Source organism: Curtobacterium sp. MCLR17_036, from assembly GCF_003234445.2.
Taxonomy (GTDB): domain Bacteria; phylum Actinomycetota; class Actinomycetes; order Actinomycetales; family Microbacteriaceae; genus Curtobacterium.
This window is the reverse complement of sequence record NZ_CP126269.1, coordinates 3,252,786-3,264,625: the sequence shown is the minus strand read 5'-3', so window position 1 is coordinate 3,264,625 and position 11,840 is coordinate 3,252,786. Positions and strand designations below refer to the sequence as shown.

Sequence of the window (11,840 nt, the reverse complement as noted above, 5' to 3'; positions counted from 1 at the left end):
CCCACCACGCGCGGAACGACCTCCCACGCGCGGAACTGCCCCACCGCCCCGGGACCGCACGTCAGCCGAGCGGCCCCTCGTCGACCAGGCCGACGGCGGGCTCCGCGCGCAGGGTGTGGCCGCCGAAGACGACGGTGTCGCCGGGCTGCACGGTCGTGCGCTGCGACGGCACGAGCGTCGCCGCCTGGTGACCCGGGCGGTGGAGTTCGACCCCGTTCGCGGACGCCGCGTCGAGCACCCAGAACGACCCCTCGGCACCGAAGCCGAACTCCAGGTGCGTGCGGCTGAGCAGGCGTTCGGGGTCCTCGAGCGCGATGACGTGCGCGTACCCGCCGTCGGGGTGGGCGCTCGCCGGGTCGCGGCCGACGAGCCCGCCGCCCGAGACGGTCACGCGCTGCTCGTCGTCGAGCACGAGCACGGCGGCTGCGCGCTGCCGCGCGGGGGCGGCCTGGGTCGCGACACCGGAGCCGCCGAGCGGGCGCCCGGGCAGCTGCGCGACGGTGGAGCGGACGCGGTCGGCCGAGGCGCGTGGCGCCGGTGGCGGCGTGACCACGGCCCGGGCCAGTTCGCCCTGGTGCGCCATGCGGGCGAGGTCGTCCGCGGTGACCCGTTCGACCACGGGCTCGACGGGCTTCCGCCGCCGCCGGAACGGCCAGAGGCGCATCAGTCGTCCCCGGGGCCGACGGCCGCCGAGTCGACGAGCTCGAAGGTGTCGGTGACGGTCTCGAACAGCTCCCAGAGCGGTTCGGCCAGGTCGGTCGCGGGCGAGGAGACGCTCACGAGCGCGACCTGCTCGCCGGCCGGCACGAACGTCTGCATGAGCACGACGTCGAACGAGCCGCGCCCGTCCGGGGCCTGCACGGTGGAGACGCCCCAGACCCGCGGGACCCGGCCCACCCGCGGGACCTCGTGCACGTCGACGTGCATGCCGTCCTCGTCGCCGCCGAGGGCTGCGACGTGGTCGGTGAGCGCCGCGAGCGGGTCGCCGCCGGCCTCGGGAGCGGGCAGGACCGTGACCGTGAGGGCGCCGGAGACGATGCCGTCCTCGCTCGGCTCGGCGAACGCGGCGCAGTACCGGGCACCGCTGTCCCAGGCGGACCGCGCGAAACGGCGGAGCACCCGGACGATCTCGGTGCGGTGGTCCCAGAGCTCGCGGTGGTCCTCGATGCGCTCCTGCACGAGGGCCGAGATCCGGTCGTCGCGCCGTTCCGGGTCCACCGGCAGCTCGAACCAGGACCGGGGGACCGTGATGGCGAAGTGGTCGACCGACATGCCCGCTACCGTACCGCGGCGTGTCGACGGGTCGTCCGACGCAGCCCACGGAGCAGCAGCGCGGCGGGCAGCCGCAGCAGGGGCCGGGGGACGACGGCGCGCACCGCCGCGACGAGGCGGACCGTGCGGTCGAACCGGCGCTGCTCCCGCGGCCCCCACGCGAAGCCGTACGCGGCGCGGATCCGCTCCGGCAGCATGCCGACGGTGACGATCCGCACGAGCGGAATCGCGGCACGCACCCAGCGCGGGGCGAACCGGGGGTGCAGCAGGTCCCGCACCACGCCGCGGGCGTCGTCGGTGACCCGGAGCCCGTCGAGCGCGCCCTGCCAGTAGCGGTCGAACGCCGCCACCGAGGCCGGCCAGCGGTCGTCGGGCACCCGGAGCGCGGTGGCGAGCGGCGCGTAGGCGGCGAGGACCTGCTCCGCTCGGGCCGCGGAGAACGGCGTGCCGAACAGGTCGTGTGCCCGTCGGGCCGAGTCGAACAGGGTCGCCGCGACCCAGAGCTGCCGGTCGACGTCGTCCGCGCCGGCGACCGGGCGGTGGGCGCGGTCGACGAAGCCGACCGCGGTCGCCGAGTCGGACGCCGTCCCGATGACGACGGCGTAGACGAACATCAGCGTGTGCACGAGCCGCTGCTGCGGCCGCCGTGCGAAGTCGGAGTGCCGTCGGACGCCGGCGGCGACGACGGGGTCGGCGATCTGCAGCAGGATGGCGCGGCCGCCCGCGGCCACGGGCGTGCTGTCGGCGATGCAGCGCCGCAGGTCCGGGTCCTGGACGCGGCCGTGCCGGTGACGGGAGGCTCGGCGCGGGTCCGGCACGGTGCCTGCCGCCCGTCGCGGGGTCACCGTTCCACCCGTCGGTGGCGGGAGCGCAGCACCGGCACGACGTCCGCGGCGAGGGCCGCGACGAGCGCGACCGCGCCGACAGCGAGGGCGGTGGCGGTCGTGCCGGGGTCCACTGCCGAGCCGCGGATCACCGCGAGCACGGTGGCGACGAGCCAGATCGCCGGCAGCGGCCAGCGGTGTCGCGGTGCTCCGGTGACGAGCGCTCCGACGACCGCGACCACGAGCAGGGGCAGCCACCGACCGACGGGTTCCGGCTGTGCGGCGAGGTGCGCGGCGGCCGCGACGAGCAGGAGCGCCGCGATCGCGACGAGCCGAGCCACCGCGGGCCAGCGGTGCAGACCTTCCCGGACGCGACGGAGCACGGCCCGATCGTACCGAGCCGTGCTCCGGGGGTGCCGCGTCAGAGCGGCTTCGTACCGAGGTCGTTGCCGAGGTCCGGACGGTCCTCGTCGCCGTCGTGCTCCCACAGGTCGGGGGAGCCCTCGCGCGGGGCGCCGCCGGTCGGGCCGTCGTCGGAGCCGTCGCCGGGCTGCGGCTCGACGGTCTCGCCGGCGACCGCGTCGTTCGTCACGGTCTCCAGGGACTCCTCGGACTCGTCCACCTCGTACGGGCCGACGTGCTCGCGGTCGATGTCGTCGTCGCGTCGCTGCTGGGCGTCGAGGTCGTCGACGGGGCTGATGCCGGGATCGCTCATGGTGGTTCCTCTCCGTTTGCTGGCTTCCTGCCTACCCGTCGGCGCCTGGTGGCCGTCCGGTTTCGTGTCGTGTTCACCCCGGCGTCACCTGGCGGTCACGCCGCCGGGGCAACATCGCGGATGCTCGGGGGAGTGGAGCGCGGTCGCCGACGGGTGGTCGAGCGACCGCGCCTTCCCCCAGCGCTGCCGGGTCCGACGGGACCGTCAGACCCGCTCGAGCAGCCCGCGTTCCTCGACGTCCGCGATCGCGAGCGTGCGGTAGCCCGCCGACTCGAAGAACACCGTGATGCGGTCCTCCTCGGTGCTCATGACCACACCGGTGCCCCACTCGGCGTGCTCCACGTGGGAGTCCGGCGGCCAGGCGGCGTCGTTCGAGCCGTCCGCCACGTGGGCCGCGGCCTCGTGCGCCGAACCGGAGGAGCAGGTGTCGCAGTTGCCGCAGGGCTCCGGCAGTTCGTCGCCGAAGTACCCGAGCAGGAACTGTCGACGGCAGCCGGTGGTCTCGGCCAGCTGGCGCATCATCGCGATCCGGGACTCCTCGACCCGCTCGCGTTCTGCCGCACGGTCCGCCGTGGCACGCGCGGCGCGGTCCGCCGTGTCCGGGCCGTCCGGCACCCGGGCGACGCCGTCGACGTCGTCGCGGAGCGCTCCCGCGTCGAGCAGGGCGTTGAGCGCTCGTCCGGCGGTGCGGGCGGTCAGGCCCGAGGCCTCGGCGATCGCCGACCGGGGGATCGAGCCGGTCGCCGGCACGGCGTCGAAGACGGCGCGGACCGAGGCGGGCCGGGGCGAGCCGGACGCGAAGAACGTGCGCAGGCCGAAGTCCTCGGCCCGGTAGTGCAGGGTGGCGAGAGCGGGCTCGGCGTCCCGCCCGGCCCGGCCGATCTCCTGGTAGTAGGCGTCGACCGACTCCGGCACGTCGGCGTGCACGACGTACCGGACGTCCGGCTTGTCGATGCCCATGCCGAAGGCGCTCGTCGCGACCACGACGTCGACGTCGCCGTCCAGGAAGCCGGTGTGCACCGACTCCCGCTCCGCCACCCGCATGCCCGCGTGGTACGGCTGTGCGCGACGACCGCGGGCAGCCAGCGCGTCGGCGTACTCCGTCGTCTCGGCCCGGGTGGCGACGTAGACGACCGTCGCCCCGTCGAGGTCGGCGACCTGGTCGACCACGGCCGCCCGCTTGTCGGCGTCCTCGGCGTGCCGGACCACCTCGAGCCGGATGCCGGGGCGGTCGAAGCCCGAGGCGAGCACGAACGGGTCGCGCATGCGGAGCCGGTCCACCACGTCGTCGCGGACGGGCGCGGAGCCCGTCGCCGTCAACGCCAGGACCGGCGGGCGGCCGAGGCGCTCGACGACCTCGCCGAGCGCCAGGTAGTCGGGCCGGAAGTCGTGGCCCCAGGACGAGATGCAGTGCGCCTCGTCGACGGCGACCAGCGCGACACCGGCGTCGTGCAGCCGTTCGATCACGTCGTCCTTGACGAGCTGCTCCGGGGCCAGGAAGACGTACCCGACCTCGCCCGCGGCGACGGCGTCCCAGGCGTCGGCGACGTCGCGGGCCTTCCGCGTGGCGTTCATCGCGACGGCGCGGGGTGCGTGCTCGTGGTGCTCGAGTCCGACGACCTGGTCCTCCTGGAGCGCCACGAGGGGGGAGACCACGACGACGATGCCGTCGAGTTCGAGGCCGGCGACCTGGTAGATCGCGGACTTCCCCGAGCCGGTCGGCATCACGGCGAGGGCGTCTCGCCCGTCGAGCACCGCGTCGATGACGGATTCCTGGTCGGGGCGGAGGCGCCAGCCGAACACGTCGGTGGCGCGGGTACGGAGAGCTTCGTTCACCGATCCACACTGCCGGGCGCACGCTGGGGGACCGACCCGGGGGTGCGTCCAGCGGCTCTTGCGTGGCGGAGGCGACCCGTGCCTCCCGTCCGTCCACGGATCCCGCGACCCGCGCACCGGGCGTCCACCGACCAGCGCTAGGCTGCGTGGCGGCCGTTGTCTCGACATCGAGCGACCCTCGATGGTGAGTGTGGCGACCGGGTAACCGATGCCGATCGCACGGAACGTGCGGGAAGAAGAACAGCGTGGATCTTTTCGAGTACGAGGCCAGGGACCTCTTCGAGTCCTACGGCGTCCCCGTGTTGCAGGGGATCATCGCCGACACCCCGGACGAGGCGAGAGCGGCGGCCGAGCAGATCGGCGGCGTGGTCGTCGTCAAGGCGCAGGTGAAGGTCGGCGGTCGCGGCAAGGCCGGCGGCGTGAAGGTCGCGAAGACCCCCGACGAGGCGTACGAGCACGCACAGGCCATCCTCGGCCTCGACATCAAGGGCCACACCGTGCAGCGCGTCATGGTCGCCCAGGGTGCGGACATCGCCGAGGAGTTCTACTTCTCGGTCCTGCTCGACCGGGCCAACCGCTCCTACCTGTCGCTCACCAGCGTCGAGGGCGGCATGGAGATCGAGCAGCTCGCGGTCGAGAAGCCCGAGGCGCTCGCCCGCGTCGAGGTGAACCCGCTGACGGGCATCAACAAGGAGGCCGCGCTGGACATCGCGCGGCAGGCGAACTTCCCCTCCGAGCTCCAGGACCAGGTCGCCGACGTCTTCGTGAAGCTCTACGACGTGTTCGCCGGCGAGGATGCGACCCTGGTCGAGGTGAACCCCCTCGTCCGCACCGGCGACGGCCAGATCCTGGCACTCGACGGCAAGGTCTCGCTCGACGAGAACGCCGACTTCCGCCACGAGGGCCACGCGCAGCTCGAGGACACCGCCAGCGAGGACCCGCTCGAGGCCAAGGCGAAGGCCCACGGCCTCAACTACGTCAAGCTCGACGGCCAGGTCGGCGTCATCGGCAACGGCGCGGGTCTCGTCATGTCGACGCTCGACGTCGTCGCCTACGCCGGTGAGCGCCACGGCGGCGTGAAGCCCGCGAACTTCCTCGACATCGGCGGCGGCGCCTCGGCCGAGGTCATGGCCAACGGACTCGACGTCATCCTCGGCGACCCGCAGGTGAAGAGCGTCTTCGTGAACGTCTTCGGTGGGATCACCGCCTGCGACGCCGTCGCGAACGGCATCGTCGCCGCGCTCGGCATCCTGGGCGACGCGGCCACCAAGCCGCTCGTCGTGCGCCTCGACGGCAACAACGTGGAAGAGGGTCGTCGGATCCTGGCGGAGGCAGCGCACCCGCTCGTCACCGTCGCCGCGACCATGGACGATGCGGCCGAGCAGGCCGCCGAACTCGCCGCCGCAGCGGCCTGAAGGGACTGACCATGTCGATCTTCCTCAACAAGGACTCCAAGGTCATCGTCCAGGGCATCACCGGTGGCGAGGGCACGAAGCACACCGCCCTGATGCTCAAGGCCGGCACGCAGGTGGTCGGTGGCGTCAACGCCCGCAAGGCCGGCACCACCGTCACCCACGGAGACGTCGAGCTGCCCGTCTTCGGCTCGGTGCGCGAGGCCATCGACACCACCGGTGCCGACGTCTCCATCGTCTTCGTGCCGCCGGCGTTCGCGAAGGACGCCGTGATGGAGGCCATCGACGCCGAGATCCCGCTCGTCGTCGTCATCACCGAGGGCATCCCGGTGCAGGACTCCGCCGCGTTCTGGGCGCACGCCAAGGCCTTGGGCGGGAAGACCCGGATCATCGGCCCGAACTGCCCCGGCATCATCACCCCCGGGGAGTCGCTCGTCGGCATCACCCCGGCGTCGATCACCGGCAAGGGCCCGATCGGCCTCGTGTCGAAGTCGGGCACCCTGACCTACCAGATGATGTACGAGCTGCGTGACCTGGGCTTCTCGACCGCCATCGGCATCGGCGGCGACCCGGTCATCGGCACGACGCACATCGACGCGCTCGCCGCGTTCGAGGCGGACCCCGAGACCGAGGCGATCGTGATGATCGGCGAGATCGGCGGCGACGCCGAGGAACGCGCCGCCGACTACATCAAGGCGCACGTCACCAAGCCGGTCGTCGGCTACGTCGCGGGCTTCACCGCGCCGGAGGGCAAGACGATGGGCCACGCCGGGGCGATCGTGTCCGGCTCGGCCGGCACCGCCGAGGCGAAGAAGCAGGCGCTCGAGGCCGCCGGGGTCAAGGTCGGCAAGACGCCGTCCGAGACCGCCGCGCTGTTGCGCGAGGTGGTCGCCGCGCGCTGAGCGGCGCTCGTCTCGACACGGCTGCCGGGAGGCTCGGCGCGGGTTCGCGCCGAGCCTCCCGTCGTTCCTGCGGCTCGGCACGTATCCTCGCTGCGATGAACCGCCTGGGAACCGCTCTGCTCGCCGCGATCGAGGCGGTCGTGACGGTCGGCGTCGGCGTCGGCATCGCCCTCGTCCCGCTCACGCTCCTGTGGGGCTTCGAGTACGGGCTGCAGGTCGACTGGGACGTGTTCTGGAAGGCCACCGGCAGCGTCTGGCTCGTCGGCCACGGCGTCGACGTGACGTTCCTGCTCGGTGCCGCCGCTGCGAAGAGCACCGGGATCCCCGGCGCCGGCGACCCCGTCCACGTGACGATCGCCGCGCTCGGCTTCGCGGTCGTCACCGCGTGGCTCGGCGGCCGCGCCGGACGGCGCTTCGCGGAGACCGAGCACCGCACCACCGGGCTGCTCGTCGGCACCGCCGCCGTCGCCCTGCTCGGCCTCGCCGTCGCGGCGACCTCGACCTCGGCGGCCACCCGCCCGACGCTCTGGCAGGCGGTGGTGCTGCCGGCGCTCTGGTTCGGCATCCCGGCGCTCTGGACCTCCGAGGTCTGTCGCCGCCGACGCGGGCTGCCCGCCGACGCCGGTACCCAGCGGCTGCTCGACCTGCTCGACCGGGTCCCCGCCGTGTGGCGCGCCGTGATCGGCTTCGGACTGCGCGCGGGCACCGCCGCCACCGCGGTCGTCGTCGCGGTCGCCGGGCTCGTCGTCGGCCTGCTGCTGTTCACCTCGTTCGCCGAGGTCATCACCCTGTACGAGCAGTCCCACGCCGGCGTCGTCGGCGGCGTGGCCATCACGGTCGGACAGCTCGCCTTCCTGCCGGACCTGGTCGGTTGGGCCACGTCGTGGCTCGTCGGACCGGGCTTCGCCATCGGCACGGGGTCGAGCGTCTCGCCGATCGCGACGACGCTCGGGCCGATCCCGGGGCTGCCGGTGTTCGGCGCGCTGCCGACCTCCGGCCACACCTTCGGGCTGGTCTGGGTGCTCGTGCCCGTCGTCGCCGGGTTCGCCGTCGGCGGGGCGATGCGGCCGCGGCTCGTCCGGGCCCTCGGCGCCGCCGACTCGGCGCTGCACCGTGCCCTGGGCGGCGTCGTCACGGGGCTCGTCGCCGGCGTCGCGACCGGCCTCGTCGCCTGGCTGTCGTCGGGGTCCCTCGGCCCCGGCCGGCTGGCCGGCGTCGGTCCGCACGCCCTCACCGTCGGCGCGTTCGCCGCGCTCGAGGTCGGGGTGCCGGCGATCCTCGCGCTCGCCACCGGCAGCGACCTGGTGCGGTTCCCGGAGCGGGGCCGCGAGCGCTGGACCGAGGCCGACCACGACGACGAGCACGCCGCTGCGGCCGACGCCCACGCCGGCTCGCTGCTGGCAGCCCTCGACCGGGCGGGTGCCGGACGGACCACCGACGTGCACCGCTTCGTGGTCGAGGAGTCGCACGACGGCGCCACCGTCGCGGCAGCGGACCGGGCGGGCGCGGCCCTGCCGACCGAGCCCGTGTCCGACGAGCGCGTCGCCCGCGACACCGACCACGACGTCGAACTGCCGGCGTGGGCGGCGACCGACACCGTCGCCGCCGACCGCGTCACCGAGGCACCCTCGGACGGACGGCGGAACGGCGGCGGCGCCGGCCTGGCCGGCCTGCGCGACCGGCTGTCCGACGCCGCCGGCTCGGTCCGGCAGCGCGCCGGCGGCCTGCGCGGGCGTGCTGCCGGACTGCGCGACCGCGTGGCCGGGCAGCGGAGCGACGCCGGGCACGCGGCGGCCGAGCGGCCGGCGGCCACACCGGAGCGGGACCGCACCGACGCGCAGCCCGCGTTCCCCTGGAGCACCGAGGAGTTCGTCGCCGGACGGGACGACGTCGACGACGCGGAACCGGCCGTGGAGGTGCACGGCGACCGGCCGGGGCGGGGCGCGCAGTCGGCGACGGACCCGACGCGGCTCGCAGACACGGCCCGCCCGACGGCCTGGGACGCCACCGATCAGATCCCCGAGGACGAGCTGCCCTGGTGGCGGCAGCCGAAGGGCGACCGTTAGCGCCGGCCACCGGTCCGAGCACGCCGACGGCGCAGGGCGGCCGCCGTGCACATGGCCGCGGTGAACACACTCGTGCCCGTCGCAGCCGGACGGATCCACGAGCCCGCCGTCCAGGCGGCGCTCGCGACCGCCGCGCCGACGACGAGGAGCGCGAGGCTCAGCAGCACGGCGAACGTCACGCTGCCGAGGACATCGCGCACGTGATCCATCGTCGTCGTCCACCCTTCCGATTAGTAATGTCTGAAATGCTAGCGGTCTCCGAGGGTGTGACCTCCAACGCGGGTCCCGCTAGGGTTGGTGCCGTGCTCGAACTGGTCGTCCTGATCTCCGGTACCGGGTCGAACCTCCGAGCCCTGCTCGAAGCGACCTTCGACGCCGAGTACCCCGCCCGTGTCGTCGCCATCGGGGCCGACCGCGACGCCGAGGGCCTCGGGCTGGGCGAGGAGTTCTCGATCCCGACGTTCACGGTGCCGTTCTCCCGCTACGCGACCCGTGCCGAGTGGGGCGAGGCGCTCGCGGAGCAGATCCGCCCGTGGTCGCCGGACCTGCTCGTCCTGTCCGGCCTCATGCGACTGCTGCCGCCCGCGGTGGTGTCCGAGTTCGCCCCGGCGATCATCAACACGCACCCCGCGTACCTGCCCGAGTTCCCCGGCGCCCACGGCGTCCGCGACGCGCTGGCGGCGGGCGTCACCGAGACCGGCGCGAGCGTCATCACCGTCGACGACGGGGTCGACAGCGGCCCGATCCTCGCGCAGGAACGCGTCCCGGTGCTGCCGGGCGACACCGAGTCGACGCTGCACGACCGCATCAAGCCGGTCGAGCGTCGCCTGCTCATCCAGACCATCCTCGACATCGCCAACGGCACCACCGACCTGAAGGACACCCCGAGCGCATGAGCGTGCACGCAGCCGACCCCAGCCTCTACCGCGACCGCGACGTCGTCCCGGTGCGCCGGGCCCTCATCTCGGTGAGCGACAAGTCCGGCCTGCTCGAGCTCGCCGGCGCCCTGGCCGAGTCCGGCGTCGAGATCGTGTCGACGGGCTCCACCGCCCAGGCCATCCGCGACGCCGGGTTCCCGGTCACCGGGGTCGAGGACGTCACCGGCTTCCCGGAGTCGCTCGACGGGCGCGTCAAGACCCTGCACCCCTCGGTGCACGCGGGCCTGCTCGCCGACCTGCGGCTCGCGTCGCACGAGCAGCAGCTCGCGGACCTCGGCATCGCGCCCTTCGAGCTCGTCGTCGTGAACCTCTACCCGTTCGTCGAGACGGTCGCCTCGGGCGCCGACTCCGCCACGGTCGTCGAGAACGTCGACATCGGCGGCCCGGCGATGGTCCGTGCGTCGGCGAAGAACCACCCGAACGTCGCGATCGTCGTGTCCCCGGCGTCCTACGCCGAGGTCGTCGAGGCCGTCCGTGCCGGCGGCACCCCGCTCGAGCTCCGCAAGCGCCTCGCCGCCCAGGCCTTCGCGCACACCGCGGCCTACGACACCGCCGTCGCGGGCTACTTCGCGAGCGACGTCGTCGCGGCGGCGGCCGCCCCGACGACCGGCACCGACCTCGAGACGCCGGGCATCTTCGACGAGCAGCTGTCGCTCACGGCCGAACTGTCCGCCACGCTCCGCTACGGCGAGAACGCCCACCAGGCAGCCGCGCTGTACACGCTGCCCGACGGCACCGGCATCGCGCAGGCGACGCAGCTGCACGGCAAGGAGATGTCGTACAACAACTACGTCGACGCCGACGCCGCCGTGCGGGCCGCGTTCGACTTCGACGAGCCGGCGGTGGCGATCATCAAGCACGCCAACCCGTGCGGCATCGCGATCGCCCCGGCCGACGCCGCCGACCCGATCGCCTCCGCGCACGCGGCCGCGCACGCCTGCGACCCGCTGTCGGCGTTCGGCGGGGTCATCGCCGCGAACCGCACCGTGACGAAGCAGATGGCCGAGACGGTGCAGGACATCTTCACCGAGGTCGTCGTCGCCCCGGCGTTCGACCCCGAGGCCCTCGAGATCCTGTCGCGGAAGAAGAACATCCGCCTGCTCACGCTGCCGTCGGACTTCGCGCTCGCCGACCGCGAGGTCAAGCAGGTCTCCGGCGGCTTCCTCGTGCAGGACGCCGACCGATTCGCCGGGTTCGACCAGTCCACGTGGACCCTGGTCGCCGGTGAGCCGGCCGACGAGCAGACCCTCGTCGACCTGGCGTTCGCGTGGAAGGCGAGCCGCTCGGTGAAGTCGAACGCGATCCTGCTGGCGAACCAGGGCGCGAGCGTCGGTGTCGGCATGGGCCAGGTCAACCGCGTCGACTCCTGCCACCTCGCGGTGGACCGTGCGGGGGACCGTGCGGCCGGCAGCGTCGCGGCGTCGGACGCGTTCTTCCCGTTCGCCGACGGCCTGCAGGTCCTGCTCGACGCCGGCGTGCGCGCGGTCGCCCAGCCCGGTGGCAGCGTCCGTGACGACGAGGTCGTCGCCGCGGCGCAGGCCGCCGGCGTGACGATGTACTTCACGGGCGAGCGGCACTTCTTCCACTGAGCGGCACTTCTTCCACTGAGCTGCACTTCTTCCACTGCTCTGACGAATTCGTGGCGCACCATTGCGCACGACGTCCTCCTGTGAATAGTCTGTAAGGCTCCGCGGCAGGCAGTCGACGGTCCCTCGGGATCGGCGGCACCGCGGACACCACGGAGACGAAGACGACGACTGGAGTGACGATGGACGACACGACCGGAACAGTGGCGATGGCTGCCCGTGCGGGTCTGGAGTCCGTCGTGGGGACCGCTCCCGCACGACGATCCCTGATCGCCCCGCGACCCCGCGT

The 11,840-nt window shown here is 73.7% G+C and carries 12 protein-coding genes; 5 read left to right on the top strand and 7 right to left on the bottom strand.

Annotated features, from left to right (window positions below; all coding sequences use genetic code 11):
- Positions 1–61 precede the first annotated feature (61 nt).
- The 6 genes from DEI99_RS15350 to DEI99_RS15325 form a co-directional block, all read right to left on the bottom strand.
- Positions 62–664 carry an FHA domain-containing protein gene (locus DEI99_RS15350; RefSeq protein WP_071253959.1) on the bottom strand — a complete coding sequence of 201 codons (603 nt, stop codon included), beginning with the start codon at positions 662–664 and terminating at the stop codon, positions 62–64.
- Positions 664–1,272: a hypothetical protein gene (locus DEI99_RS15345; RefSeq protein WP_111040965.1), complete on the bottom strand. Its 609-nt coding sequence runs from the start codon at positions 1,270–1,272 to the stop codon at positions 664–666. Before DEI99_RS15345 ends, DEI99_RS15350 begins: the two co-directional genes overlap by 1 nt.
- Positions 1,273–1,277: 5 nt before the next feature.
- Entirely contained in the window at positions 1,278–2,117 is an 840-nt protein-coding gene (locus DEI99_RS15340; RefSeq protein WP_181434359.1) for an oxygenase MpaB family protein, read from the bottom strand.
- Positions 2,114–2,479: a hypothetical protein gene (locus DEI99_RS15335; protein WP_181434358.1), complete on the bottom strand. Its 366-nt coding sequence runs from the start codon at positions 2,477–2,479 to the stop codon at positions 2,114–2,116. Before DEI99_RS15335 ends, DEI99_RS15340 begins: the two co-directional genes overlap by 4 nt.
- Before the next feature lie 38 nt (positions 2,480–2,517).
- Positions 2,518–2,811 (bottom strand): hypothetical protein, encoded by a 294-nt coding sequence (locus DEI99_RS15330; protein ID WP_071253965.1) that lies wholly within the window; start codon positions 2,809–2,811, stop codon positions 2,518–2,520.
- Between the two features lie 204 nt (positions 2,812–3,015).
- Entirely contained in the window at positions 3,016–4,647 is a 1,632-nt protein-coding gene (locus tag DEI99_RS15325; RefSeq protein ID WP_111040963.1) for a RecQ family ATP-dependent DNA helicase, read from the bottom strand.
- A 245-nt stretch (positions 4,648–4,892) separates the two neighbouring features.
- Here DEI99_RS15325 and sucC point away from each other — a divergent pair, with 245 nt between their 5' ends.
- From sucC to DEI99_RS15310, 3 genes are all read left to right on the top strand, one after another.
- Positions 4,893–6,062, top strand: a complete 1,170-nt coding sequence (gene sucC / locus DEI99_RS15320) for an ADP-forming succinate--CoA ligase subunit beta (RefSeq protein ID WP_111040962.1) — start codon at positions 4,893–4,895, stop codon at positions 6,060–6,062.
- A gap of 11 nt (positions 6,063–6,073) precedes the next feature.
- The gene (gene sucD, locus DEI99_RS15315; protein WP_111040961.1) at positions 6,074–6,961 is read left to right on the top strand and encodes a succinate--CoA ligase subunit alpha; all 888 of its coding nucleotides are present in this window, start codon (positions 6,074–6,076) and stop codon (positions 6,959–6,961) included.
- Positions 6,962–7,056: 95 nt separating this feature from the next.
- Positions 7,057–9,027, top strand: coding sequence for a cell division protein PerM (locus DEI99_RS15310; protein ID WP_181434357.1), 1,971 nt, complete (start codon positions 7,057–7,059; stop codon positions 9,025–9,027).
- Here the strand turns inward: DEI99_RS15310 and DEI99_RS15305 are convergent.
- A complete protein-coding gene (locus DEI99_RS15305) occupies positions 9,024–9,227 on the bottom strand; it encodes a hypothetical protein (RefSeq protein WP_111040960.1) in 204 nt (67 codons plus the stop codon). The genes DEI99_RS15310 and DEI99_RS15305 overlap by 4 nt on opposite strands.
- Positions 9,228–9,329: 102 nt before the next feature.
- Here DEI99_RS15305 and purN point away from each other — a divergent pair, with 102 nt between their 5' ends.
- Together purN and purH are read left to right on the top strand one after the other, a co-directional pair.
- Positions 9,330–9,923, top strand: a complete 594-nt coding sequence (gene purN, locus DEI99_RS15300) for a phosphoribosylglycinamide formyltransferase (RefSeq protein ID WP_071253981.1) — start codon at positions 9,330–9,332, stop codon at positions 9,921–9,923.
- Entirely contained in the window at positions 9,920–11,554 is a 1,635-nt protein-coding gene (gene purH, locus DEI99_RS15295; protein ID WP_111040959.1) for a bifunctional phosphoribosylaminoimidazolecarboxamide formyltransferase/IMP cyclohydrolase, read from the top strand. Before purN ends, purH begins: the two co-directional genes overlap by 4 nt.
- The last annotated feature ends 286 nt before the right edge of the window (positions 11,555–11,840 follow it).

Coding starts and splice junctions, on each gene's coding strand:
- DEI99_RS15350 (WP_071253959.1), bottom strand. CDS start 664: ATGCGCCTCTGGCCGTTCCGGCGGCGGCGGAAGCCCGTCGAGCCCGTG.
- DEI99_RS15345 (WP_111040965.1), bottom strand. CDS start 1,272: ATGTCGGTCGACCACTTCGCCATCACGGTCCCCCGGTCCTGGTTCGAG.
- DEI99_RS15330 (WP_071253965.1), bottom strand. CDS start 2,811: ATGAGCGATCCCGGCATCAGCCCCGTCGACGACCTCGACGCCCAGCAG.
- sucD (WP_111040961.1), top strand. CDS start 6,074: ATGTCGATCTTCCTCAACAAGGACTCCAAGGTCATCGTCCAGGGCATC.
- DEI99_RS15310 (WP_181434357.1), top strand. CDS start 7,057: ATGAACCGCCTGGGAACCGCTCTGCTCGCCGCGATCGAGGCGGTCGTG.
- purH (WP_111040959.1), top strand. CDS start 9,920: ATGAGCGTGCACGCAGCCGACCCCAGCCTCTACCGCGACCGCGACGTC.